Genomic DNA, 22,706 nt, shown 5'->3' on the forward strand with positions numbered 1-22,706 from the left:
AAGCCAAGGCGGGCATATCGAATGCCGACGTCAGTGCGCTGTTCGAAAAGGACGGTTCCGGGACTATCTCGACGTCTATCCGGTCGGGGACCTCGCCGGCGGATTCGTCTGGAAGCCGGGCATGGGCGCCAGCTTCGTCGGCCCTTACAGCAAGCTGCAGATCAAGGCGCCTTTCACGGATTATCTGCCGTTGCCTGAAGGTCCGGTGCTCGACGCCAGCAAGAAATATCGCATCGGCCTCCTCTTCCATGGCTTCAACCATCCCTGGCTGATCAGCCTCGCCGACACCGCCGCCTGGGAAGCCAAGCGCCATCCGAATATCGAACTGGAGGTCATCGACGCCGAGTTCGACGACAACAAGATGGGCCAGGTGATCGATACGTGGATCGCCAAGCAATATGATGGCATCGTGCTGTGGCCGAACCGTGAAGCGCCGATAGGCCCGCCCGTGGACCGTGCCATAGCCGGCCTTGGCGCCGGCATTGTTTCCAGGACCGAGTACCTTCCGGACGATCGTTTGACGGCGCTTTCGATCTCGGATCACAAGCCGTTCACGCAATCCTTTGCGGCGTGTCTGAAGGTTCGCCAAACGCTACGTCCGATAGAGGCTTTCATGCAGCTGGTCAGGGATCATTAGACTGACCGCGGTACTTCCGCCCTTTTAGGGCGTTGCCCAGCAACCAAGTGCCTTTTTGCGCCGCCGCATGGCATTGCTGCCGGCGCAATCGGTCAGTCCGCAGCCCAAAGCTCTACGACAAATTGCGGCCGCCGCATGGCGCAGGCTTGACGGCTCCCCGCTCTTCGAACGGCGCCTATACGCCGTTAGGCCCACCCCAGCCTTCGCGACCTTGTGGTCTTCAAATATTCGGTCGCGCGCTGCTCGAAGAAGTTAGCGCGCGACCAGGTCTCGGCGTCGATCACGCGGTCGTAGATCGACTACTGCTCCTTCTTGAACAAATCCTGGAAGATGAGGTGGCCCCAAGTGCGGCCGCGTGCGTGCACAAGCGCGCCACCCTCGTCGAGCTTTCCCAGCTTGACGGGTGCGAACCCGAGTTGTTTGGCCAAGGCCGCCACGGGGGCGGTCGCGTCCTCGTCGTCACCAGACAGAAAGACGACCCGGTGGCCGCCCTCGACGATCGGATCGGCAGCCAGGGTGGCCGCAGCCAAGTGATTGAACCCCTTGACGAGCTTGGCGCCGGTGAACGCCTTCGCGACGAAGGCCGAGGACGGGAGACCGTCCAGCTCGTCGGGGAGAACTCCAAAAGTGTTCATCGCGTCGATGACCGTCTTGCGTTCCCAGTCCGGCAGGGCCTTCGCGACCTCGCGATGCTCCCAGAACGGGACCGCCAAGATAATTGTGTCGGCCTCGAGCGCATCCCGCAGCGACTTGGCGATGACCGTGGGTCCAATCGCCCGAGCCTGCGGCGCCAATGCCTCGGGCGGCCGCCGGCTCGCGACGGCCACCTTGATGTTCTTACGGGCGAAGGCCTGGGCGAGGGCTTGGCCTATTTTACCGAATCCTACAATCGCGTAACTCATAGTACTTCTCCGATCCGTGTTGATGTCGATTCCCGGCCCTCAACGGCGCTGGTTAATTGAGGGAAGTGGCCGGCCGGGCGTGGCGCGTCAGAGTTGCGCAAGGCCCCCGTCGACGGCGACCTCGCTGGCGGTCATGAAGCTGCTGTCCGACGACGCGAGAAAGGCGGCGACGGCGCCGATCTCCGCCGGATCGGCCATTCGCTGGAGCGGCGTCATCGCGGCGAAGACCTTCTGGCCCTCCTCGCCCAGCGCTTCCTTCGCGAGTTCGGTGGCGGTCGCCCCGGGCGATAGCACGTTGACCCGGATGCCGGTGCCCTTCAGGTCCTCCGCCCAGGTCCGCGCGAGGTTGCGCACTGCCGCCTTGCTCGCGCTGTAGGCGCTCATTGCCGCGGCGCCCGTGGTGCCGGCGCTCGATCCGGTCAGGATTACCGAACCGCCCTTGCCCATCAGGGGCAGCGCCTTCTGGACAGTGAAGATCGTACCCTTCACATTGGTGTCGAAGGTTTCGTCAATGTGCTCGGCAGTGATCTCGCCGAGCGCAAGCTGGCTTCCCGCCCCGGCATTGGCGAAGACGATGTCGAGGGTTCCGCGCTCGGCCTTTACCGTCGCGTAGAGTCGGTCGAGGTCGGCCTCATCCGAGACCGAGCCCGTCACCGCGCGGGCATTGGGCCCGAGCTCGGCCAGAGCCGCGTCGAGCGTTTCCTGCCGGCGGCCGAAGATGAAGACGAAGGCGCCCTCCTCGATGAAGCGCTTTGCCGCGGCGCGGCCGATGCCGGTAGCGCCGCCGGTGATGACTGCAACCTTCCCGTTTAGCTTTCCCATGACTTTTCCTTCCAGGCTCTGCCTTTGATCGTTCGGGAAGAACCCCGAGAGCCTGGAAATAAGTCTGCAGGGGTCAGGCTTTGAGTGCGGAAGTGCGCACATCGGTGGTGCAAAATCGATCCGGTCGGACGACTGCCGCCAGCCGCGACGAATTGGTGTCCGTCGTTCGGAATTGGGCCGCGCTCGTCGACATAAGCTATGATAACTGCCCACACTGCTGTACGACTGCGTTGGATACGGGCTTTGGAAAGCGCACCGCGCGGTGCGGGATCGCGCCATGATCGACTGGGATGATGTTCGCTATTTTCTGGCCGTGGCGCGCGGAGGCTCGGTGCGGGCCGCCGGCGAGCGCCTCGGTGTGAACCACTCGACCGTGCTGCGACGCGTTGGACAGCTCGAGGAACGCCTTGGGGCGCAGATGTTCGAAAAGCTGCCTTCGGGCTACCGCCTGACGGCTGCGGGCGAGGAGGTGCTCGAGCTCGCGAACCAGATGGAAGCGTCGTCGCACCAGTTGGAGACACGCGTCTTCGGGCGCGACCAGAGCGTGCGCGGGCTTCTGCGGGTGACATTGGCTCCGACCCTTGCGACACACCTGCTCATGCCTGATTTCGCCGAGTTCGCGCGTCTGCATCCGGACATCGAGATGGACGTCTTGTCGTCCGGCGAGCTGGCAAATCTGACCAACCGAGAGGCCGACGTGGCGATCCGCGTCGTCTATGACCGCAAAACCCTGCCGCTCAATCTTCACGGCCTGAAGGGGCCGGAGTTGTTCGGCGGCGTCTATATGTCCCGCGATCGACTCGCCGCCTGGCATGCGGGCGCGCCCGATCCCGTCCGGTGGATCGTCATAAGCATTCATGGAATTCCGGGCTGGGCTCGCGAGGGCGAGGTTCGCACCACGGGGGTTCCATTCAGGACCACGGACGCCGAGGCACAGATCGTTGCGGTACGGCAAGGGCTCGGGATCACGACACTGCCGTGCTTCGTCGGAGATGCCGACCCCCTGCTGGTGAGGGTGCCGGGTACCGACCTGCACATGTACGGAACGCTCTGGCTTCTCACGCAGGGGGAGACACGCAAGACGAAGCGCGTGCGGCTCTTCACGGAATTCGTATCCCGCAGGCTCGCCGCGTACGCTCCGCTTCTCGCGGGACTGTCCATATCGCGCGACCGACGCCTGGCGGGTTGACGGCCTGCCTTGCCGACGGCTTTCCGGGGGGCTTGCCGGCTGCTTATGATTGCCGCTTTCCGGCTATCATTGGCGCCGCCTCAGGTGGAAAATGCTTCGATGGAAACTGTCCGATTTCCCAAGCTCACGACACCAAGGCTCGTGCTTCGGGCGCCGAGAAAACGGGATATCCCGGCATGGTTTGCGCGCGCGACGGATGTCGAATCCGCCTCTCTTGCCGGCGATCCTGTTCCCGACGACATAAGCGCGGGCGAGCGATGGTTCGCCCGTTCGCGTCAGCGTTTCGCTGACGGTACGGCGATCCAGTGGTCCATAGATCAAGTAGGAGTTTCGGAAGCGATCGGGACAATAACCCTGTCCTTCGGCGCAACCGACGCCAAGGCAGCCGCATTGGGATTTGTGCTCGCGCGTGCGCATTGGGGGCACGGACTGGGCAGCGAGGCGGCGCGCGAAGTTCTCCGCTACGCTTTCGAAACTCTGGCGCTTGAACGAGTGACGGGCGAAGCGGCGGCGCGCAATTTTGCCTCGGTGCGGATATTTGCGAAGCTTGGATTCAAACCTGTCGAGAGCTTCATCGATGAGTCCGACGGCGAGCGTTGCGAGCGCTTTACGCTCGACCGAGACATCGGGCCGTCACTGTTGGCAAGCAACGCGATGCCGGACTGCTAGGGCTCTGAGCCATGCCCAATAGCGTTGCTCCGGCGAGTCGATACTGAATCTGCGCTTGCGCGCCATTCTCTCGACAAGACCGACGGCTGGACGCGATCGAGCGCAGCCAGGTTCAGTTGGTGCTGGTTGTGGCTGTGAACCCGCACTGCTTCTGTTCCATATCGATCTGCTTCGTGATGCGGACGGCGTTCTGTGCGTAGGCTTCCGTCACGGAGCCACTATTCACGGTCTTGTCCTTTAGCGGACTCACGCCTGCGCAGAGGTGGAAAACATGCGGCTCGGTGGACTTCGCGGCTCCGTTTTCGGGCGCGATCCAGTAGACGACGTCCTGACCTGCGGGATGGCTCGCGTCTCGCGTCGCCGCCGCCACCGCGGCGGTGTCCGTGGCGATCGCCTGCGCCTGAGCGGCGACGTCGGGCGAACAGGCAGTGGTGGGCTGCCCCGACTTGATCTGGGCTGCGCATGCGTTCATATCCTGGGTGTATTGTTCGACCGACGGGGGTTTGAAGCTGATTCCCATGACCGTCGCGAGCACGGCCAGCGCAGCGCCGACGCCGCCGGCAACCTTCTTGGTCCGCGGGTCCATGTTTTTGTCGGTGAGGATGAGGAAAACCAGCGGGAGAAAGGCAATCAGCGTGATGATTGCGCCGAGCTGGTTTTGGAAGAAGAACCTGGCCGTGTCGGATGCACGGGCCGGATCATGCCTGTTCGCCGCCTTCCACAGCAAGTTGCCGGCGATTGCGAAAATCGCGATGCCGACCAGAAGGCCGATGATCAGCGGCAGGTGTGCCTGATCGAATTTGTTCTGGCGAAGCAGCATAATCCCGTAGATTTCGCCGCCAATGGCGACGATCCACGAGAGTGCGGCGAAAAGACGAAGACGCGTGGCGGAGGACTTCTGGCCCTGCGTCGCTTGCCAATCCTTGGTAACGTCTGACTTGTTGTCGGTCATTGACCAGATCCCCTGATATCGACACTTAGGCGGGCGGCGTTAGCAGCGTCATTGAACGAGCATTACTTGCCTTAGCGATGCGGGCAAAAATGTGAGCGCCACGGCAGGCTTAATCCTCATACATATTGCGCATGAGTGAATCCGTCCATACTCATTGAGGCAGACGCCTATGCGGCGATGGCTCCGTTAATCTCTGGCCCGAACTGACGACACCAGCCGAAAATCGAAATTGCCATTGCCGTCTCCGTGGGTTCCTGCCTCGGCGACTTTCGCACACCCTGCGGCGCCCGAATATTCGCTTCTCGCACTGTGGGGTTATGATAGCCTGGGCGACCGAAAGATCGAATACGACGCGAATTCCACAATGACGATGACCACGACACCAACTGCGGTATTGCGTGGCACGGAGGTCCGCATCCCTCGCGAGAATGCACCCGGCAGACTATGTCCGAGCGATCACCAGGGAGGCATGGCGTCGATGCTCGCCGCGCTCGCCCGATGAACCGTTGGCAACTTGCTCATGGACGGTATCTCGATCTTGGTGCGAGATCGTTACTGATGGGCATCTTGAACGTTACGCCGGACAGCTTTTCCGACGGTGGAGAATGCGATAGGCCGGAGCGGGCACTCGAACGGGCACGGCATATGATCGGCGAGGGCGCGACGATCATTGATGTCGGGGGCGAGTCCACCAGGCCCGGCGCCGGCAGCGTTTCGGCGCTTGAGGAACAATCGCGTATCCTCCCGATCATCGAGGCGCTGTCGTCGGACGGCGACTGCATCGTTTCGGTTGACACCTATCGGGCCGAGACGGCGCGTCTCGCGGTCGCGGCGGGCGCACATATCGTCAACGACGTACATGGCCTGCAGCGCGAGCCCGACATTGCGCACGTCGCGGCGGAAGCCGGCGCTGGCCTCGTCATCATGCACACCGGGCGCGACCGGGAAAAATTGGCCGATGTAATCGCCGACCAGTTCCTGTTTCTGAACAGATCGCTGGAGATCGCTCGCAACGCCGGCATCCCGGACGACTGCATCGTGCTGGACCCAGGCTTCGCTTTCGCCAAGAGCGGAGAGGAGAACCTTGAACTCATGGCTCGCTTCGGCGAACTGCGCGCTCTTGGTTTTCCATGGCTCGTCGGCACCTCGCGCAAGCGGCTTGCCCATCACCTGGTCGGCGACAGCGACGAAGGGCGGGACGTTGGCACAGCTGCAACCAGCGTCATCCTGCGGTTGAAGGGTGCTTCGATTTTTCGTGTGCACAATGTCGGGATCAATCGCGATGCCCTGGCTTTCGCCGACGCAGTGCGCGAGCGCGAGAATACGGCGGAATGAAAGAACCTGTCAGGCGGGCTCGGTCACGACGCCGATACGCCGGTAGGTGAATGGTTCGTCCTCCGAAGGAACTGTCGCGGTACGCTTGGCTTCGTCGATCAGCATCGCCATGCGCGCGTGGATCGGCGACTTCGCGCAAGCCGGATCCGTTGCGGCGGCATCGCCGGCGATCGCCATCGCCTGGCAGCGGCAACCGCCCCAGTCGATCTCGCGCCGTTCACAGCTGCGACAGGGTTCCTGCATCCAGTCCGTGCCGCGGAAGGCATTGAACGCCGGCGAATCGGCCCAGATCGAGGACAGGGTGTGTGGTTTGAAACGCTCGAAGCTGAGCGACGGGATCGTCTGCGCGGCATGGCACGGCAGCACGGTGCCGTCAGGCGCCACCATGAACGCGTCACGCGCCCAGCCACCCATGCACGGTTTGGGGTAGATGGCGAAATAATCCGGTGTTACGAAATCGATGTTGATAATGCCGGCCAGCCGCTCGCGTGCTTCCGCGACGATTTCCGCCTGCCGGTCGACTGCTGCACGCTCGGGCATCAGCTGATCGCGATTGATCAAAGCCCAGCCAGCGTACTGGACGTTGGCGATCTCGAGCCTCTCCGCGTCCAGCGAAAGGGCAAGATCGATGAACTCCGGTACCTCCTCGATGTTATGGCGATGGATCGGCGCGTTGATGGTGAGAGGCAAGCCGGCAGCTCGCGCGCGGCGTGCCGTCTCCAGCTTCTTGTCGTGGCTGCCTTTGTGGTTGCCGATGCGTTCGGTGGTCTCAGGCCGTGCGCCCTGAAAGCTCAATTGCAGATGGTCGAGCCCGGCTTCGGCAAATGCTTCGATGCGGCCTTCGGCGATGCCGACGCCCGCGGTAATCAGATTTGTATAGACGCCGCGCGCTGAAAGTCCGGCGATCAATTGCTCGAGGTCGCGGCGCAGCGTCGGCTCACCGCCTGACAGATGCACCTGCAGAACACCGAGATCGGCGGCCTCCGAGAACAGGCTGAGCCAGGTCTGTGTGTCGAGTTCGCGATTGGCCTTCTGCAATTCGAGCGGGTTGGAGCAATAAGGACATTGCAGCGGGCAGCGATGTGTCAGTTCCGCCAGCATGCCGATAGGAGGGAGGAGGGGCGTGTTCATAGCTTCACCAGCAGCTTGTCCGACCACTCTTGCAGGAAGGCGATGACGTCGGCCGCCACGGCCTCCTCCTCGGCCTCATAATCCGTGGCAAGGCCGGCGATGATTTCGCCGACCGTGGACCGTCCGTCGCAGCGCCGCAATATGTCGAGGCTGATATCGTTCGGCCAGAATATTCTCTCCGGTGAAAGCACGGCGAACGCCTGCCGCACGGAATCGTACTGTATGCGCACGTGCTTCGGCAGGAAGGGTATCGATCGCAGCGACACCAAGGCTCTTTCGCGCAGCTTCATGGGGCTGCCTCGGGGCGGAAGGCGCCGGGCGGTATGTTTCCCGGCTCGCCATAGGCGTGTTGAAGCGCATCAAGCATGGCCCAGAGTATATCGCATTTGAACACCAGCGCATCTATTGCCTGCTGCTGGCGTTCCGCCGTATCAGCATGGCTGAGCACGTAGGTGAGGGCGAAGTCGGCGTCGCGCGAGGCTTGTTCGGGCCGTTGCTTGAAATAGGCCAGCGTATCCTCGGTGATATAATCGTATTTGGCCAGCATCGCCGGTACGCGCTCGCCGATGATGAGCGGTGAGAACATCTCGGTCAGCGACGACGCGACCGCCTCCAACAGCGTCCGGTTGGTGCAAAAGGAGAGATAGGCCCCCACGGCGAACCGTGTCGCCGGCAGTGCCAGCCTTTCGCTTTTCACGGCCTCGGCGTCCAGACCGAGTGAGGTTGCCAGATGCAGCCAGCGCGCGATACCGCCGCTCCAGCCGTCCTCGCCATCATGGTCTTCGATACGTTTGCGCCAGGCGGCGCGAAACGCCGGATCCTCGGCATGTGCGAGGATCATGGCATCCTTGCGCGGGATGACAGCCTGGTAGCAATAACGGTTCAGCGCCCAGGCCTTCATCTCGGCCTTCGACAGCGCGCCGCTGGTCATCCTGTGATGGAAGGGATGATGATTGTGGTAGCGCTCGGCGCCGACCTGCCTCAGCACGGCTTCGAGATCGCTCGTGGACAGGCCGCCTTTGGCCGCATCGCGGAAATCGTTCAAAATTCCATCTCCATGCCGTCGCCTGCGACTTCCCAGCCTGCCGCCTTGACCGCCGCGTGTTCGGCCGAATTCTCGTCAAGGATCGGATTGGTGTTGTTGATATGGACGAAGACGCGGCGGCCCAGCCTCACATCGGCCAGGCTGGCGATCGAACCCGCGTCTCCCGAAATCGCCAGATGCCCCATGCGCGCGCCGGTTTTCTGACCGACGCCGGCGACGATCATCTCGTCGTCGGTGTAGACAGTGCCGTCGAACAGAAGACAGGCTGCATCGCAAAGACGCGCGCGCAGCGTCGCATCGATGCGCGCGCAGCCTGGGATGTAGAAGACAGAATCGCGGCTGCCGATACCCGCAATTCGGACTCCAATCGTGTCACCGGCGTCGGAGCTGAAATTGGCATCCGGATGGTCTTTGTCCTCCAGATAGAGTGCTATCTTTCCAGGCACCGGAAAGCTCTCGATCATCACGCCGGTCTCGCTGCCTTCGGCATCGCAGATGACCAATTCTTTCGCTGTCGGCAGGATGCGCCGCGGCACGACCGCCGGATCGAGAACGTTGAAAATCGAATTCGCCTCCAGCGTCGCCAGAACCTGCGCCGTTGCATAGATGGCGAAAGGCTGCCGCTCGCGCAGGCTGAGCAGTCCGGCGATATGATCGACATCGGCATTGGTCAGCACCACCGCGCGGATAGGGGTCGAGCGCAGCGGCGCGTCGCCCGCAGGTTGCAACTCTGGCGTTGCCGCGATCTGCTGGCGAATGTCGGGTGAGGCATTGAAAAGGACCCAGCCGACCCCATCCGCCGAGGCGATGACACTTGATTGGGTTCGTGAATGCACGCCAGCCATCCCGGAGCGGGCCGCACGACTGAGACGATAATTGCAATTCCATTGCGGAAAGCCGCCGCCTGCCGCCGATCCGATGATCCTCAAACGCATGAAAATGCCCGCCCCGCGGCTTCTCTGACCAGCAGGCAATTTGCAGCCCTGAAAAGTGCCGCGCGCGCCCTACACGCGTCAAAACCTTTCGCCAAAACCCTTGCGGGGATGCGTGCCCCTGTTGCCAGGGACACGCACCTCTGCGGCCTACCTCTTGGGAGTAATTTCGGCAGGCAGATACCGAGAAATTTCCATGCCCGCAGCAACCTGGCACATGGTCGGTTTTTTCCAGTTCTTCTTCATGACATTTCTCCTCTTATACCAGTCCGTAGGGACCGATCCCTGTTGTTAGCCAACCATTGCAGGGCACCAAAGCAATGGCTCGTCCATCACGTCTCAAAATGGACAAATGAAAAAGTAGGTTTTGAAAAATCGAAAAGCAAAACTACCTGGAATAATTGCATAACCTTTCTTCAATTGTTCGTTTCATATGGTTTTTTCACCTCCAGCGGAAGATTTGCACCTTCCCACCCATCAGCGCCGAGTGGATACCAGATTACCGAACTGTAGCCCCACTCGATCGCCCGTTTAGCGGCATTCCAGGACATCCAGCAATTCGTCATGCAATAGAACAGAATCGCTCGCGATTTGTCCGTGCCGGCCTTGGCTTCGAGGCCTTGGCGAAAATAGCTGGTGGTCTCTTGCGAAATAGCGCCGTATCCCACGTTGGCCAGCCATGTACTGCCTGGAATGTCCTTTCTAACCTTGTCTCTCCATATCGTTCCTGCCGGCAAATTGGTCGGCTTGGGCGTGTTCGGCATCACGTCGAAGAAGACAGCTTTCTTCGCTCGCCACAGCGCTTCAGCTTCCGCCGTCGTCACCACCCTGGCGCCTTGCAGCGTCGGCGGCACCGGCGCCCGATAGTCGTCCATCCGGTACCCGTTGGGTTCGGCGATCTCGCCAGCCCGCGTCGGTTCGGCCAGACCCATAAGGCTCGCAGCGACCAGCAAAAAAACAGTCTCCCTTCCCTTCATTGGGTGATCGGTTTGTCGTGTTCGTCGATCAGCGGCACGTTGTAACTCAGCAGGAGCCTGTTGATCTCCGCCTGGTTTTCCCTGATCACCCGGTTGAGCGTCCGCTTCCATTCCTGGTCGGACGGACGTACGCCCATGGTGATGCGGTAGGACATGCGCGAGCCGGTTTTTTCCTTTACCAGCGGAACAATCGCCACATCGGCTCCAAGTTGCTTGGCATAGTAGCCTGCCATCGGTCCCCACAGGACCGCCGCGTCGATCTTGTGGGCCAGCATGTCCTTGATCATGACCTCCCCCATGGAGGGGGTGACACGCGTATCCACCGCAAGCGGATAGATCTTGGCGGTCCGCAGAAGCTTGTTGGCGGCCATGTTGGCGGTTGGCGGCGTGCGCTCGACAACCCCGATCGTCTTGCCCGTGAGTTTGGGATCCTCGATCGTTTCGACGCCCTCCATATCGTTGCCTTTCGGGTAGACCAGCACATAGGTGGAGCGATAATAGGCGTTGGTGTTCTGCACCAGTTCATCGCCTTGGGCATAGCCCATGATGATGTCGCATCGGTTGGCCCCCAGCGTGTTGCGAACGAAGCCGGTGACAAGTGGAAACCAGGTATAGGCGACGGACTTCCGTCCGGTTTTCGCGGCTACCAGTTCGGCAAGTTTGTTTTCGAAGCCTTCGCCGCTCTTGTCGGTGAAGGGCATATTCGAAGGATCGGCGCAGACGCGCAGAATGTCGGGATCGACCAGTTCTCCCGCCGCGCCGAGGCCGGCGCCTTGCGCCTGCGCGTTCGATGGCAACAAGGCCAGCGCGCCTAGAATCGGCAGAACGACGCGCAGCTTCAATGCACCGCAGCCGTTCATGTCATCCGCCCATGCAGGATGCTTCGGCATCCTTCGCCGCCTGCGGCTTGTCTTCGTGCTTGGGCGGCCTGCCGCGTGGCGCCGCACCATCGGCGCGCGCGCGCAGGTAGACATAGAGATCGTCCAGGTAGCAATAGACGTTCTTGTTGTCGCCAAAGGCAGGCATGACGTTTTCCTTGCCGCCGCCGACATTCTTGCGGCCCTCGGCGACGATCGAGAGGAACGTGGCGTAGTCCATGGTTTTCAAGCTGTTGACCAGGGCCGGCGCGTAGCTCGAACCTGTCGCATCCTGTCCGTGACAGACATGGCAATCGGAGTGATACCGGCGGTAGCCGCTGAACGTGTACCAGTCGACGGTTCCGTTCTCGATCTTGTAGGTCGGATTTCCATCCGCATCCAAATACTTGCCGCCTTCTTGCTTCACCGCCTTGGCTTTTTCCATGCTGTCCTCGGCCCACGCCACGCCTGAGCTTGCCAGAGGCAGCAGAGCCAGGACGAAAGCCGAAATTACAATGCGAACGGACATTCAAACGCTTCCTTCATTTGCCGTGGACACGGTTTTGCTGCCGTGGCCGGCATTGATCGGTGTGTCGGGGGTGCAACCGCATCGAGAGCCCGGCCATGGTTTCGGATGATCCGGGCTCTCGTTTTTCAAACCTCCGGTCCAACAAGACCTGAGGCGTGCTTAAGGTTCCCCGCCCGTCAGTCCGGGAGACCGAAGACGGTGAGCTGACCGCCCAGCGTCGTATAGTCGGCAAGTGCCGCGTAGCCGCCGACGGCACCCAGACCAGCGGTACCAACGACCGCGGACTGATCGCCTTGCGCACGGCCCTGATCGACGGCGCCATGCCAGGCAGCAGCGTTGTCAGGCGAAAGCAGACCGCCTGCCAGACCGATACCTGCCCACCCACCGACGCCGGACAGAACGGCGATGTACTGCTTGCCGTCATGCTCGTACGTGGTGATGTTGCCGATGATGCCGGACGGGGTCTTGAACTTGTAAAGTTCCTTGCCGTCCTTATCGACCGCCTTGATGTAGCCTTCGAGCGTGCCGTAGAAGACGACGTCGCCATCTGTCGCCAACGCGCCCGACCACACGGAGAACTTCTCAGGCTTCGACCAGACGATCTCGCCCTTGGCCGCATCCCAGGCAATGAAGTTGCCCATGCTGCCCTCGCCGCCAGGTGCCGGGTACATCGACACTGTGGCGCCAACATAAGGCTGACCGGCGGTGTAGCTTACCTTGTACGGCTCATAGTCCATGCAGACATGGTTGGTCGGAACATAGAACAGGCCGGTTTTCGGCGAATAGGCAGCTGGCTGTTGATCCTTCGTTCCAAGCGCCGCCGGGCAAATACCCGTCGAGTTGGTGTCTTCGCCGTTCTGCTGGGTCGAATATTTCGCCACGACCTGCGGGCGACCATACTGTTCGCTCTTTGGGTCCATGACGACTTCCGTCGCCCAGTTCACCGCTGGATCGTATTTCTTGGCGACGAGAAGCTCGCCGGTGGCGCGATCCATGGTGTAGGCGAAACCATTACGATCGAAATGCACCAGCACGTCGTGTTTGGCGCCATTGACCTCCATGCCGTCGACGAGGATCATCTCGTTGATGCCGTCATAGTCCCATTCGTCATGCGGGGTCATCTGGTAGAGCCATTTGGCAACACCGGTATCGGCATCGCGGGCCATGATCGTCATTGACCAGCGGTTGTCGCCAGGCCGTTGGACCGGGTTCCATGTCGAGGGATTGCCGGTGCCGTAGTAGACCAGGTTCAGCTTGGGATCATAGGAATACCATCCCCATGTCGTGCCGCCGCCTGTCTTCCATTGCTCGCCTTCCCAGGTGTTGGTGCCGGAATCCTTGCCTACCGGCTTGCCCAGCTGGGTGGTTTTCTCGGGATCGATCAGGGTGTCGGCGTCGGGACCTTCCGAATAGGCTTTCCAGGCAAGTTTGCCGTCTTTCAGATTGTAGGCGGCCAGCCAGCCGCGAACGCCGAATTCGGCGCCGGACACGCCGATGAGTACCTTATCCTTGACCACGACGGGGGCAGCCGTGCCGGATTCGCCTTTGCCGCCGTCGGTCATGTCGCCATTCTTGACCGACCAGACGACCTTGCCGGTCTTTGCATCGAGGGCGACGACCGTGGTGTCGGCCTGATTGAGAATGATCTTGCCGTCACCATAGGCAACACCGCGATTGACCGTATCGCAACACATGATCGGAATGACATTCGGATCCTGCTTGGGCTCGTATTTCCAGAGGATCTTCCCGTCATTCTTGAGGTCGAGCGCAAAGACATTGTTTGGGAAGGGCGTATGGACATACATCACATCGCCGATGATCAGCGGTCCACCCTCATGCCCGCGCAGCACGCCGGTGGAAAAGGTCCATTTGACCTGCAGGTTCTTCACATTATCCGCAGTAATCTGGTTGAGTTTGGAATAGCGGGTGTTGGCGTAGTCACCCGTCTGCATCGCCCAGTTCTTCGCATCCGAAGCGAGCTTTGCAAGATCCTCGTTGGCCGACGCCGTATAGGCCGCGCCGAGCGACAGAAACGCCGCAGTGGTTAGAATATACGTAGCTTTCGTAAGTACACGCATCCGAATTCCTCCCGGGGTTCACAGTGATGAATCGACTGTCAGGCCCACAAGGGCTCGCCCAAGCGATTCACGGGGGGGAAATATTTCCGGCAGCGTGTCACGACCTAAGCCAGATGTGCAGAGGGCACCGTTACTGCCCACCTCACTTTGGCCTACGAAAGACTGTCGCCGCTCCCTAATGACGGTGACGCCCTTGAAGCCGGAAACAGGGAAAGGCTATGTCATCCCAAAAGGCTAGGCAAGCAAAAAAGGCCTAGTGCATTGTTGCACCGCAATATTCTAAATGATGCACTGCAATATGTAGAAATGAACAGAACTACAAACTTAATATGAAGTGTTTTACGCCTCCGTGGAGACCGAGAACGGTATTAAGATAGTCTTACGGGCGATCTTTTGATTTTAATATACACCAGGGTTATTTGCTAATGTTTATCACTGCCCATCTTGGATGGCATGTAAAAAGTCTCGCCGTTGCCCGGTATTGAGCGAGATGCGAAGCGGTCGTAGGAGCCTGGGCGCGGAGCCGGTGATCAAGTCGTCATCCATAGCTATCGCTCGTGGACAGCCCTTTCCTCCTTTGGTCGTATACGGAACCCATGGGTGCTTGACTGGCTTTACGGCGCGTTGCCAACTGGCACGCCGATCTCGTCCGGGCGCATCGAACCCGGACCAACCGGAGGTTTCTCATGATCAGATATGTTGGATTCTCGACCTTGCCGCTGCTCTTCACCGCGACACTGGCCATCGCAAACCCGGCAGGTGCTGCGGGAGACTATCCCACAGTAACGGTTGTCGACTACGTGCTCGGCTGCATGCGAACGAACGGCCAGACGCGTCAGGCGCTGGAAAGCTGTTCCTGCTCGATCGACGTCATCGCCTCGATCCTTCCCTACGACCACTATGAGACGGCCGAGACCTTCAAGAGCATGTCTTTGACGACGGGGGAAAACGCGGGGCTGTTTCGGGAAAGCGCACCGGCGAAGGCAGCCCGTACAGAGCTGAAGCGTGCGCAGTCGGAAGCCGACGTGCGTTGCTTCTAAAGATCAAGCGTGCCCATCGCGGTGGCAGCGCGGCATACCGTATTTCGAGACTTCAGAGCCCCGTTTTCTCCAGCGGCCATTGATTGCGGAATACCTTGCCATCCGTGTCGATCGCTTCGACCTGGATTTCACCATTGCCGTGCGCCGTGAAATCGAATCGGAAATTAGGGTCTTCCGAAATCGATATTCCACCTTCCATCGAGAGGATCGGCCGGCCGGCCTGCGAGATCGACAGCTTCTGAACAAAATGCGCGGGAATGAAATACTGGGTCAACGGATCCCGCTGCAGGCCCGAATTGTTCGGGTGGCGGATCATCAACTGCAACTCCTCTGCCTTGCTCATCGTCTCTTGGGGTGGGAACTGGCGCAACTTCATCTGCCCCATCGTCGCCATGGCCTCGTCCTGGTTCTTGACCGCAGGGGCGGAGCAGCCGCCTGACGCCTTGACGAAGGTCTGAGCCATGTGGAGTTGGCCGCCTTGAGTCTCCGCTATGGCACGCAAATAGGAATAATCGTTGACGCGCACGCGTGTCGACAGATGTGTCACCCCGGCGTCCTTGCCGATCTGGAACGTTGCCGCCACCGGCGCAGGATTGGCGTCGATGATCAAGGTCACGGATTTGATGCCGTCCGGCGCCTTGGCTGGGTCAACATAGATGTCGACAGGCACGATGGCGGCATCTTGCGCCCGCTTTGGCGCTTCGATCCTGACCACGCCGGTATCGACCAGAATAGCTCGGTCGCCGAACACGTCGCCTTTCAAGTCTTCCCAGATCTTCTCCGAAGAAGCCGTTGTTTGCTGTGCGTTGGCGGCTGAGGAGACGCCGAACAGCGTACCGATGGTCAAGATGATTGCGGCCAAGAATGGTGCAAGCGACAAGGCGAACTGCCTGCTCGCGTAAGCGTGATTTTGCATTTTCGATGCCTCCACCAATGCAACAGAGGTGGTGCCCAGGCTGGCGTTTAGAATATGCCTTTGACGACGCGTTGGCAAATCGCCCCACTTCATGATCTCTGGCGCATGTCGGTGTGGTCTATTCCCATTCGAGTTCAGCAAAAGCAGCCGTTGCGTTGCGCTCATTGTAGTCGTCGAACAGGTGCCATTTGCCCCGTTCGCTTCCGGCGGCGGTTTTGACGGCCTCTCGGAGCGGCGTCCCGTCGGCGATCGCCTTGCGGATATCGCGCGCCAGAATCTCGAAATAGCGCCGTTCTCCTGCCAGCGCCTGCGGCCAGTCGGCCGATACCGGACCATGACCCGGAACGACGCGCGCGGCGCCGATCGCGGCGAGCGCATCCATCTGGCGGAGCCAGCCAAGCAGCGATCCGTCGAGCGTCGGCAAGGAGCCCATGAACACGAGATCGCCGGCAAAGAGCGTGCTGGTCTCGGGGTCGAAGACGGTCAGGTCGTTATCGGTGTGCGCAGCCTTCCATGCCCGCAGTTCGAGCATGCGCCCGCCGAGGTCGAGTTCCAGGCGATCATCGACCAGCATCGCCGGCGAAACGATCTCGACTCCGTTCATAAGCGCTTCGCCGACCTGTTCGCGATAATTGTGCAGATAGAACGCACCACGCGCCTCGAGGGCACGCGGCAAATTGCGATGGCCAACAATGGTCGCGCCGATCTCCCGGAATGCCGCATTGCCGAAAATGTGATCGGGATGCATGTGGGTGTTGATCAGGAAGCGAACCGGTTTTGCGGTTATCTTTCCGATCGCGGCGAGCAAGGCGTGCGCCTCGGTCAGGCTGCCGCCACTGTCGACGACGGCAACTGCATCGGTGCCGACGACGACCCCCAGATTGCAGATCGCACCGTCGTTGGTTGTAGTCATCAATTCATCCACGCCCTGGAAGGCGAAGACGCCGTCGGCGATTTGGCGGACCGAGAACCGCAGGCCGCCGGCCGCGGCCAAGGCGGCTCGTCCGAGGCAGCACGGCAGCAAGGCAGCACTGACGGCGGTGCAGGCAAACCCACTCACAACCCTGCGTCGTAGCCGATCAATCGACATGGGGTCCTCCGATATGCATTCGCCATCAGGGCGTTCAGGTGACGCCCGGGAACCTTTGCCGGAACGACCGCAGAAGGTCGCTCATCACCTGTGAATTGCGATGTTGCCGAGGCAACCGCACGTCGAACACGCCGAGCACATGTGCTGGTCGCGGCGCGAGCACGATGATGCGATCCGACAGCATCAGCGCCTCGCGTAGATCGTGCGTTATCATCAAGGCGGTCGTGGGTCGTGCCGACCATACCGACAGAAGCAGGTGACGAAGCCGCTCGGCGGTCTGGTGGTCGAGCGAGACAAAGGGTTCGTCCAGGACAAGCATCGCCGGCTCGGTAGCGAAGGCCCTGGCAAGTGCTGCCCTGCGCGCAAGGCCGAGCGACAGTTCCGCAGGATAGAGAGAACGCATGCCGGCGAGGCCGAGAGTTTCAAAGAGCCCGTCAAGATTCTTCGTTCTCAAGCTTTTCGGCAAGGCCAGCCTGACATTCTGCTCCACCGTTCGCCACGGCAGCAAGATCGGCTCCTGGAACACGGCCGCAATGCGGTTGGAGCCTCCCTGCGGCAACTGGAAGGATCCGGAAAAATCCTTGTCCAATCCAAGCAGGATACGCAGTGTCGTGGTCTTGCCGCAGCCCGACGGTCCCAGCAAGCAGGCGAATTCGCCTTGCCGGACCTCGAAGGAAAGGTCCTGAAGCGCCGTGATCGAGACGCCTTGCGCGGACCTGAAAGTCTTTTCAGCGATATCGACCCTAAGCGGGACGACGGCGCCAACGGGTTGCATGTCGTTCAACGGGTTGCACCAAAAGAAGTTCGATGACGAGCATCACCGCCACGAAAGCCAGTGTGTAGGCAAGAATGGCGGCGACGTCGAAGAGCTGGAAATAGAGATGGATCTGGAAGCCGACGCCGTTCGACCGGCCGAGCAGTTCGACGACCAGGACGATCTTCCAGATGAGGGCGATGCCGGATCGTGACGCGGCGGCAAGATAGGGTTGCAATTGCGGCAGCAGGATGTGGCGGATGCGATCGAGAGGACCGAAGCGATAGACAGTGGCCATTTCGGCGTAGCTCGGATCAAGCGCCCTGGCGCCCTCACGCATCGTCACCACGACATTCGGGATTTTGTTCACCGCCACCGCGCCGATCGCCGCCGCCTCGTTGAGGCCGAACCATATGTAGCCGAGGACGATGACCACCAGCGCCGGGATGTTGAGGAACAGAATTACCCATGGGTTGAAAAAGCGGTCGGCGCGACGATAGCTGCCGAGCAGAACGCCGATGACCGATCCTATGATCATCGCGACGATATAGGCCGCGGCGACCCGGCCGAGGGTCGCGCCGAGATGATAGAAGAGGTCGCCGCTCGCAGCCTCCCTGAGGAGCACCTGCCAGACCTGTCCCGGCCCCGGGAGGGCACGGCTCCGCCAGACACTCGCCGCAAGGCTCCACAGCAGGCAAAGCCCGAGCAAGGAAACCGCCACGGTCAGCGCGGGCATCAGCGTTGTCGCCAAGCTGGATCGCCCGGACATGCTCGTCGGGGCACCTCGCGTGCCGTTGCTGGTTTCCGGTGCGGTCATTCCGTGCGGTCCTGCCAGAATGTGCCGGGCGCCATCTCGGGCGCGCTGCCGACCAGCTTCGCGCCACCGATCGCCGCCAGCACGTGATAGAGCCTGCCGGCGTCGGCCGCTTCCTCGGCGACCGCCCGCCTGGGGATGCCTTGGCGGTAGCGGTCGCGCAGTTTTTCCAGTTCTTTGCCTTCCGCGCGAATGATCGGCGCCAGGCGCAGCCACTCCTCGTCGGATCTGGCCAGCAGGTCCTTGGCTTGCGCGGAGGCCCTGACGAAGCCCCTGGTGGCATCCGGGTTCTCGTTCGCCCATTGGTCGTGGAAGACGTAACCGAGTGCCGACACAGGTCCCAAGGCGCCGAGCTCACGCGTCGCATCGTTCACGCCCATCAATCGACGAAAGCCGTTGGCCTCGAGACGGGCGCAGAAATGCCAGAAATTCAGCACCGCATCGAGTTCGCCCTGCATGGCCTTTTCCGAAATCAGCGGTGGCGCGCCAAAGATGATGTCGCTGGTTGCCAACAGGTCGATCCCGTAGTCGCGTCTGGTCAGAGCCTGTATCAGGAGCCAGCTCTTGTCCAGCGGGCCGCCGGCGACGCCGATCTTCCTGTGCTTGAGGTCGGCGACCGTCCGGATCGGCGACCCCTCCTTCACCATGATCGCCCCCACGGCGGTCGAATAGGGGGCTAATGTGAGGTCGCCGCCTTCCGACCGTTGGCGCGAGACCCACAACCAGTCGGAGACGATCATGTCGATCGCACCGGCCAGCAAGGCGACGTTGGTCGCGTCCTCCCCGGCGAAATCGATGATCTCCAGATCGATCCCGTTCGCCACATCGAATTTGTGTTGCCTCAACGTGTCGAGTTCCCAACTCACGGTTCCAAACTTCAGGACACCGACGCGAATCCTGGCTGCTGCAAAGACAGGCCTTGCGGCAAGAGCAGCGACTGTGCCGAGAACCGCCAGACGCAGCGTGTTGCGCCGTGAAATCATCATGACACCTCCTCCCTGGGCTCCAGGACGTCAATCAGATCGCTCGTTCCTTGCTCGGAAAGGCGCATTTCCAGCGCATGACCTTGAGGGCCGGGTGTTCCTGAGACCATTTCGCGATCTCGCTGGGTGCAAGGAACATGCATTGGAGCAGAGAGCCGCGGCTCTCGAAATAGAGGTGTTCGTCTCGGCAATTGCCCGGATTGGTGCTGAGGCACACCGTTAATATGAGATCGACCATATCCATTTAGCACCTCTTGCGCTCCGGGACGCCTGTCTCGACTGGTCCGGCCCAATGAGGAGCCTGGACAAAATCGCCAGTTGCCGGATTCCCGAGGTGCCAGTGGAGAAACCGGATGTCTTGAAGCTACGCATTCGCCCGATAGCCGTCAACAAAGACGAATACCGGTACCCTGGGTACCCAAGCCTCTATACCTTTATACGATTGACTTTCACCCCACGCCAACTAGCTTTTCGATTCGCGCGGCGCCGCTTCACAAAGGGAAAGCGGATACTCCACTCCACCGCGTAAGGTGCATGTCAATGGATGAAAGATCGGCATGCGCAAAATCGTCCAGGGCACCCAGACGATCCATGAGGAAATGCCATGCGCGCAATCGCATTTTTCGCAGTCGTGTTTGCTGTGTCCTTCATCACAAGCCAATCCCAGGCACAGGATGCCGCGGCGGGTGAGAAGGTCTTCGCCAAATGCAAGGTCTGCCATGTCGCCGACCAGGACAAGAACAAGGTCGGCCCGTCGTTGAACGGCGTCATCGGCCGGACGGCTGGCACACACCCGGGGTTCAGTTACTCCCAAGCGATGGTCGCGGCAGGCAAGTCCGGCGTCAAATGGGACGAACCCACGCTGACGACTTACCTTCGCGATCCCAAGGCCATGGTCAAAGGAACGAAGATGGCGTTCGTCGGCCTCAAGCAGGACCAAGACATCGCCAACGTCATCGCCTATTTGAAGCAATTCTCGAAATAGCGGCGCCGCCGGCCGTTCGAACTTGCGTCCGGCCGGCGTTCGCCCCGATCAAGCACCGGCTTGCAGCCCCTGCATCGCCGCAGGCAGGTCGAAAAGGCTGTCGCAAACCTGGTCGGCGCCAAGCTCTTCAACCGGAAAATGGGTGTATCCGCCGCGCAGCAGAATGACGGGCATGCCGGCGGCGCGCGCGGCGCCTGCATCGGCACCACTGTCTCCGACCAGCAGCGCGTCACAGGGGTCGACTCCAAGCTGGGCGAGCGCCAGCAGCAGAGCATCGGGCGCGGGTTTCAGGCATGTCACCGCGTCTCCGCCAATGATCGCACGGAAATATTCCGTCAGTCCGAAATGCAGCAGGATCTCGCGAGTCGCCAACTGCGGTTTGTTGGTCGCGACGCCCATGGCCATTCCCTTCGCGTAGAAGTGTGTGAGAACCTCCCTGACGCCAGGCATCAGTCTTGTCAGGCCGGTCAGATGTCGGCTGTAGATCGGCGCCATGACGCGGTTGGCCTCATCGAGCGCGTTGCCGACGAGCGGCGCTCCCGACGCCGCGAAGGCCCGCTCGATCAATTTCCTGACGCCGCCACCGATCATGGCCTTGACCTGGTCCAGGCGCAACGGCGGCAGATCGCGGCTGGCCAGCAACTCGTTGACGGCGGCCGCTATATCAGGCGCCGAATCGACCAGTGTGCCGTCGAGGTCGAACAGGATCGCCTTCGGCGGTCGAAGCGACCTACCTGCGCCGACATTCATGCAGCATCCTTCCACTTGATCGAGCAGCCGATCGAGGCGATCTGGTCGAACGGACCATCGCCGGTTCGAGCAACCTGCTTCATCGCCTCGAACAGATCGCGTCGCAGCCCGAGCGGTCCGGATTCGCGTCGCGACGCGTCCAGCCGGCCGCGATATTGCAGTCTCAGTTCGCTGTTGAACCCGAAGAAATCGGGAGTGCACACCGCTGAGTAGTCGCGCGCTACAGTCTGGGCCTCGTCGTGCAGGTAAGGGAAGCTGAAGCCGTTCGTCACGGCGAAGCGCTTCATGTGGTCGAAGGAATCGTCCGGGTAGGTGTCGGCATCGTTGGAGTTGATGGCGACGAAGCCGATACCTTCGGCCTTGAGGTCATTGGCGTCGCGCACGATGCGAGAGATCACGGCCTTCACATAAGGGCAGTGATTGCAGATGAAGGCCACGACCAGGCCATTCGGGCCGGCGTGACCGAAGATGGAATGCGACGTGCCGTCGACGCCGGGCAAAACGGCATCGATGGCGGGCCAGCCGAAATCGCATACAGGTGGGACCGCAGCCATGTTCGTCTCCCCGACAACGGTTTACGCGGCTTTCCGGATCGCGCCATCGGCCGCCTGTCTGATGGCGCCGATATTGGCACGATAGGCTGCCTCGGTGCCTCCCTTGAATACAGCCGAACCGGCGACCAGTACGTTGGCGCCAGCCGCGGTGACCAGCGGGGCGGTCTCGGCCGTGACTCCGCCGTCGATCTCGATGTCAATCGGGCGATGGCCAACCAAAGCCTTGATCCGTCTGACTTTCTCGACGACCGCTGAAATGAAAGCCTGGCCGCCGAAGCCTGGATTGACCGTCATCAGCAGCACCAGATCGAGCCGGTCGAGCACATACTCGATGACACTCTCCGGCGTCGACGGATTGAGCGACACCCCGGCCTTCTTGCCAAGATTCCTGATCGCCTGCAATGAGCGGTCGAGATGCGGTCCAGTCTCGGCATGCACCGTGATGATGTCGCAACCGGCATCGGCGAAGGCGGCCAGATAGGGGTCGGCCGGCGCGATCATCAGATGGCAGTCGAAGATCTTGTCCGTTCGACCACGGATCGCCTTGATGACCGGCGGACCGAAGGTGATGTTGGGCACGAAATGCCCGTCCATCACGTCGAGATGGATCCAGTCGGCGCCCGCCTGAACGACAGCTTCGACCTCGTCGCCGAGCCGCGAGAAATCCGCGGAAAGCACGGAGGGCGCGATGATTGTCCTGGTGACCATGGTCGTCGTCTCCAATTTCTGTCTTCCGTGTCGGGTCGCCGCCCGCCAGCCGGCTTC

26 protein-coding genes are annotated in these 22,706 nt (G+C 61.1%); 6 read left to right on the top strand and 20 right to left on the bottom strand.

Going from position 1 to position 22,706, the window contains the following annotated elements; all coding sequences use genetic code 11:
• Window positions 1-121: 121 nt before the first annotated feature.
• Window positions 122-637 (top strand): hypothetical protein, encoded by a 516-nt coding sequence (locus FJ951_RS11495; RefSeq protein WP_140515120.1) that lies wholly within the window; start codon window positions 122-124, stop codon window positions 635-637.
• 299 nt (window positions 638-936) lie between these two features.
• Here the strand turns inward: FJ951_RS11495 and FJ951_RS11500 are convergent, their stop codons facing one another.
• A complete protein-coding gene (locus tag FJ951_RS11500) occupies window positions 937-1,539 on the bottom strand; it encodes an NADPH-dependent F420 reductase (RefSeq protein WP_140515121.1) in 603 nt (200 codons plus the stop codon).
• A gap of 87 nt (window positions 1,540-1,626) precedes the next feature.
• Window positions 1,627-2,361, bottom strand: a complete 735-nt coding sequence (locus tag FJ951_RS11505; RefSeq protein WP_140515122.1) for an SDR family oxidoreductase — start codon at window positions 2,359-2,361, stop codon at window positions 1,627-1,629.
• Window positions 2,362-2,638: 277 nt separating this feature from the next.
• On the opposite strand from FJ951_RS11505, the gene FJ951_RS11510 reads away from it, so the two are divergent.
• Together FJ951_RS11510 and FJ951_RS11515 are read left to right on the top strand one after the other, a co-directional pair.
• A complete protein-coding gene (locus FJ951_RS11510) occupies window positions 2,639-3,550 on the top strand; it encodes a LysR family transcriptional regulator (protein ID WP_140515123.1) in 912 nt (303 codons plus the stop codon).
• A 99-nt stretch (window positions 3,551-3,649) separates the two neighbouring features.
• Window positions 3,650-4,219, top strand: coding sequence for a GNAT family N-acetyltransferase (locus tag FJ951_RS11515; protein ID WP_140498264.1), 570 nt, complete (start codon window positions 3,650-3,652; stop codon window positions 4,217-4,219).
• Between the two features lie 112 nt (window positions 4,220-4,331).
• Here FJ951_RS11515 and FJ951_RS11520 read toward each other — a convergent pair whose 3' ends face one another.
• Window positions 4,332-5,171, bottom strand: a complete 840-nt coding sequence (locus tag FJ951_RS11520; protein WP_140515124.1) for a hypothetical protein — start codon at window positions 5,169-5,171, stop codon at window positions 4,332-4,334.
• 558 nt (window positions 5,172-5,729) lie between these two features.
• Here FJ951_RS11520 and folP point away from each other — a divergent pair.
• A complete protein-coding gene (gene folP / locus FJ951_RS11525; RefSeq protein ID WP_246671716.1) occupies window positions 5,730-6,506 on the top strand; it encodes a dihydropteroate synthase in 777 nt (258 codons plus the stop codon).
• Between the two features lie 9 nt (window positions 6,507-6,515).
• Here the strand turns inward: folP and pqqE are convergent, their stop codons facing one another.
• The 8 genes from pqqE to FJ951_RS11570 all read right to left on the bottom strand — a co-directional run bounded on the left by pqqE (window position 6,516) and on the right by FJ951_RS11570 (window position 14,055).
• A complete protein-coding gene (gene pqqE / locus FJ951_RS11530) occupies window positions 6,516-7,637 on the bottom strand; it encodes a pyrroloquinoline quinone biosynthesis protein PqqE (protein WP_140515126.1) in 1,122 nt (373 codons plus the stop codon).
• Entirely contained in the window at window positions 7,634-7,927 is a 294-nt protein-coding gene (gene pqqD / locus FJ951_RS11535; RefSeq protein ID WP_140515127.1) for a pyrroloquinoline quinone biosynthesis peptide chaperone PqqD, read from the bottom strand. Before pqqD ends, pqqE begins: the two co-directional genes overlap by 4 nt.
• On the bottom strand, window positions 7,924-8,682 hold the full coding sequence (gene pqqC / locus FJ951_RS11540) for a pyrroloquinoline-quinone synthase PqqC (protein WP_140515128.1): 759 nt from the start codon (window positions 8,680-8,682) through the stop codon (window positions 7,924-7,926). Before pqqC ends, pqqD begins: the two co-directional genes overlap by 4 nt.
• Entirely contained in the window at window positions 8,679-9,617 is a 939-nt protein-coding gene (gene pqqB / locus FJ951_RS11545) for a pyrroloquinoline quinone biosynthesis protein PqqB (protein WP_140515129.1), read from the bottom strand. Before pqqB ends, pqqC begins: the two co-directional genes overlap by 4 nt.
• Before the next feature lie 413 nt (window positions 9,618-10,030).
• Window positions 10,031-10,591, bottom strand: coding sequence for a PQQ-dependent catabolism-associated CXXCW motif protein (locus FJ951_RS11555; RefSeq protein ID WP_140515131.1), 561 nt, complete (start codon window positions 10,589-10,591; stop codon window positions 10,031-10,033).
• Window positions 10,588-11,481: a substrate-binding domain-containing protein gene (locus tag FJ951_RS11560; RefSeq protein ID WP_140515132.1), complete on the bottom strand. Its 894-nt coding sequence runs from the start codon at window positions 11,479-11,481 to the stop codon at window positions 10,588-10,590. Before FJ951_RS11560 ends, FJ951_RS11555 begins: the two co-directional genes overlap by 4 nt.
• A complete protein-coding gene (locus FJ951_RS11565) occupies window positions 11,453-11,977 on the bottom strand; it encodes a c-type cytochrome, methanol metabolism-related (protein ID WP_140515133.1) in 525 nt (174 codons plus the stop codon). Before FJ951_RS11565 ends, FJ951_RS11560 begins: the two co-directional genes overlap by 29 nt.
• A 176-nt stretch (window positions 11,978-12,153) precedes the next feature.
• Window positions 12,154-14,055, bottom strand: a complete 1,902-nt coding sequence (locus FJ951_RS11570) for a methanol/ethanol family PQQ-dependent dehydrogenase (RefSeq protein WP_140515134.1) — start codon at window positions 14,053-14,055, stop codon at window positions 12,154-12,156.
• Window positions 14,056-14,741: 686 nt separating this feature from the next.
• Between FJ951_RS11570 and FJ951_RS11575 the strand changes: the two genes are divergently transcribed.
• Window positions 14,742-15,095, top strand: a complete 354-nt coding sequence (locus tag FJ951_RS11575) for a hypothetical protein (RefSeq protein ID WP_140498241.1) — start codon at window positions 14,742-14,744, stop codon at window positions 15,093-15,095.
• A 52-nt stretch (window positions 15,096-15,147) separates the two neighbouring features.
• Here the strand turns inward: FJ951_RS11575 and FJ951_RS11580 are convergent, their stop codons facing one another.
• The 6 genes from FJ951_RS11580 to FJ951_RS11605 all read right to left on the bottom strand — a co-directional run bounded on the left by FJ951_RS11580 (window position 15,148) and on the right by FJ951_RS11605 (window position 19,896).
• The gene (locus tag FJ951_RS11580; RefSeq protein WP_246671717.1) at window positions 15,148-16,104 is read right to left on the bottom strand and encodes a quinoprotein dehydrogenase-associated SoxYZ-like carrier; all 957 of its coding nucleotides are present in this window, start codon (window positions 16,102-16,104) and stop codon (window positions 15,148-15,150) included.
• A 25-nt stretch (window positions 16,105-16,129) separates the two neighbouring features.
• Window positions 16,130-17,101 (bottom strand): quinoprotein relay system zinc metallohydrolase 2, encoded by a 972-nt coding sequence (locus FJ951_RS11585; protein ID WP_140515135.1) that lies wholly within the window; start codon window positions 17,099-17,101, stop codon window positions 16,130-16,132.
• A gap of 34 nt (window positions 17,102-17,135) precedes the next feature.
• Entirely contained in the window at window positions 17,136-17,876 is a 741-nt protein-coding gene (locus tag FJ951_RS11590) for an ATP-binding cassette domain-containing protein (RefSeq protein WP_140498534.1), read from the bottom strand.
• Window positions 17,845-18,591 carry an ABC transporter permease gene (locus tag FJ951_RS11595; protein ID WP_224519073.1) on the bottom strand — a complete coding sequence of 249 codons (747 nt, stop codon included), beginning with the start codon at window positions 18,589-18,591 and terminating at the stop codon, window positions 17,845-17,847. Before FJ951_RS11595 ends, FJ951_RS11590 begins: the two co-directional genes overlap by 32 nt.
• Before the next feature lie 77 nt (window positions 18,592-18,668).
• Complete coding sequence (locus FJ951_RS11600) at window positions 18,669-19,655, bottom strand: ABC transporter substrate-binding protein (RefSeq protein WP_140515136.1); 987 nt, start codon at window positions 19,653-19,655, stop codon at window positions 18,669-18,671.
• A 31-nt stretch (window positions 19,656-19,686) separates the two neighbouring features.
• Window positions 19,687-19,896, bottom strand: a complete 210-nt coding sequence (locus FJ951_RS11605) for a hypothetical protein (protein WP_140498232.1) — start codon at window positions 19,894-19,896, stop codon at window positions 19,687-19,689.
• Between the two features lie 360 nt (window positions 19,897-20,256).
• Between FJ951_RS11605 and FJ951_RS11610 the strand changes: the two genes are divergently transcribed.
• Window positions 20,257-20,637, top strand: a complete 381-nt coding sequence (locus FJ951_RS11610; RefSeq protein ID WP_140498230.1) for a cytochrome c family protein — start codon at window positions 20,257-20,259, stop codon at window positions 20,635-20,637.
• A 48-nt stretch (window positions 20,638-20,685) separates the two neighbouring features.
• Here FJ951_RS11610 and gph read toward each other — a convergent pair whose 3' ends face one another.
• Genes gph through rpe form a run of 3 tightly spaced genes read right to left on the bottom strand, consistent with a single transcriptional unit; the run spans window position 20,686 to window position 22,649 of the window.
• Window positions 20,686-21,387 (bottom strand): phosphoglycolate phosphatase, encoded by a 702-nt coding sequence (gene gph / locus FJ951_RS11615; RefSeq protein WP_140515137.1) that lies wholly within the window; start codon window positions 21,385-21,387, stop codon window positions 20,686-20,688.
• Window positions 21,384-21,941, bottom strand: a complete 558-nt coding sequence (locus FJ951_RS11620) for a thioredoxin family protein (RefSeq protein WP_140515138.1) — start codon at window positions 21,939-21,941, stop codon at window positions 21,384-21,386. Before FJ951_RS11620 ends, gph begins: the two co-directional genes overlap by 4 nt.
• Before the next feature lie 21 nt (window positions 21,942-21,962).
• Window positions 21,963-22,649: a ribulose-phosphate 3-epimerase gene (rpe, locus tag FJ951_RS11625; protein ID WP_140515139.1), complete on the bottom strand. Its 687-nt coding sequence runs from the start codon at window positions 22,647-22,649 to the stop codon at window positions 21,963-21,965.
• Between the last annotated feature and the right edge of the window lie 57 nt (window positions 22,650-22,706).

The organism is Mesorhizobium sp. B2-2-3 (genome assembly GCF_006442405.1).
GTDB lineage: Bacteria > Pseudomonadota > Alphaproteobacteria > Rhizobiales > Rhizobiaceae > Mesorhizobium.

Bases quoted from the DNA above. Each gene is read 5' to 3' on its own strand.
- FJ951_RS11495 (WP_140515120.1), top strand. From the start codon at position 122: ATGGGCGCCAGCTTCGTCGGCCCTTACAGCAAGCTGCAGATCAAGGCG.
- FJ951_RS11500 (WP_140515121.1), bottom strand. From the start codon at position 1,539: ATGAGTTACGCGATTGTAGGATTCGGTAAAATAGGCCAAGCCCTCGCC.
- FJ951_RS11505 (WP_140515122.1), bottom strand. From the start codon at position 2,361: ATGGGAAAGCTAAACGGGAAGGTTGCAGTCATCACCGGCGGCGCTACC.
- FJ951_RS11510 (WP_140515123.1), top strand. From the start codon at position 2,639: ATGATCGACTGGGATGATGTTCGCTATTTTCTGGCCGTGGCGCGCGGA.
- FJ951_RS11515 (WP_140498264.1), top strand. From the start codon at position 3,650: ATGGAAACTGTCCGATTTCCCAAGCTCACGACACCAAGGCTCGTGCTT.
- FJ951_RS11520 (WP_140515124.1), bottom strand. From the start codon at position 5,171: ATGACCGACAACAAGTCAGACGTTACCAAGGATTGGCAAGCGACGCAG.
- folP (WP_246671716.1), top strand. From the start codon at position 5,730: ATGGGCATCTTGAACGTTACGCCGGACAGCTTTTCCGACGGTGGAGAA.
- pqqE (WP_140515126.1), bottom strand. From the start codon at position 7,637: ATGAACACGCCCCTCCTCCCTCCTATCGGCATGCTGGCGGAACTGACA.
- pqqD (WP_140515127.1), bottom strand. From the start codon at position 7,927: ATGAAGCTGCGCGAAAGAGCCTTGGTGTCGCTGCGATCGATACCCTTC.
- pqqB (WP_140515129.1), bottom strand. From the start codon at position 9,617: ATGCGTTTGAGGATCATCGGATCGGCGGCAGGCGGCGGCTTTCCGCAA.
- FJ951_RS11555 (WP_140515131.1), bottom strand. From the start codon at position 10,591: ATGAAGGGAAGGGAGACTGTTTTTTTGCTGGTCGCTGCGAGCCTTATG.
- FJ951_RS11560 (WP_140515132.1), bottom strand. From the start codon at position 11,481: ATGCCGAAGCATCCTGCATGGGCGGATGACATGAACGGCTGCGGTGCA.
- FJ951_RS11565 (WP_140515133.1), bottom strand. From the start codon at position 11,977: ATGTCCGTTCGCATTGTAATTTCGGCTTTCGTCCTGGCTCTGCTGCCT.
- FJ951_RS11570 (WP_140515134.1), bottom strand. From the start codon at position 14,055: ATGCGTGTACTTACGAAAGCTACGTATATTCTAACCACTGCGGCGTTT.
- FJ951_RS11575 (WP_140498241.1), top strand. From the start codon at position 14,742: ATGATCAGATATGTTGGATTCTCGACCTTGCCGCTGCTCTTCACCGCG.
- FJ951_RS11580 (WP_246671717.1), bottom strand. From the start codon at position 16,104: ATGAAGTGGGGCGATTTGCCAACGCGTCGTCAAAGGCATATTCTAAAC.
- FJ951_RS11585 (WP_140515135.1), bottom strand. From the start codon at position 17,101: ATGTCGATTGATCGGCTACGACGCAGGGTTGTGAGTGGGTTTGCCTGC.
- FJ951_RS11590 (WP_140498534.1), bottom strand. From the start codon at position 17,876: ATGCAACCCGTTGGCGCCGTCGTCCCGCTTAGGGTCGATATCGCTGAA.
- FJ951_RS11595 (WP_224519073.1), bottom strand. From the start codon at position 18,591: ATGCCCGCGCTGACCGTGGCGGTTTCCTTGCTCGGGCTTTGCCTGCTG.
- FJ951_RS11600 (WP_140515136.1), bottom strand. From the start codon at position 19,655: ATGATGATTTCACGGCGCAACACGCTGCGTCTGGCGGTTCTCGGCACA.
- FJ951_RS11605 (WP_140498232.1), bottom strand. From the start codon at position 19,896: ATGGATATGGTCGATCTCATATTAACGGTGTGCCTCAGCACCAATCCG.
- FJ951_RS11610 (WP_140498230.1), top strand. From the start codon at position 20,257: ATGCGCGCAATCGCATTTTTCGCAGTCGTGTTTGCTGTGTCCTTCATC.
- gph (WP_140515137.1), bottom strand. From the start codon at position 21,387: ATGAATGTCGGCGCAGGTAGGTCGCTTCGACCGCCGAAGGCGATCCTG.
- FJ951_RS11620 (WP_140515138.1), bottom strand. From the start codon at position 21,941: ATGGCTGCGGTCCCACCTGTATGCGATTTCGGCTGGCCCGCCATCGAT.
- rpe (WP_140515139.1), bottom strand. From the start codon at position 22,649: ATGGTCACCAGGACAATCATCGCGCCCTCCGTGCTTTCCGCGGATTTC.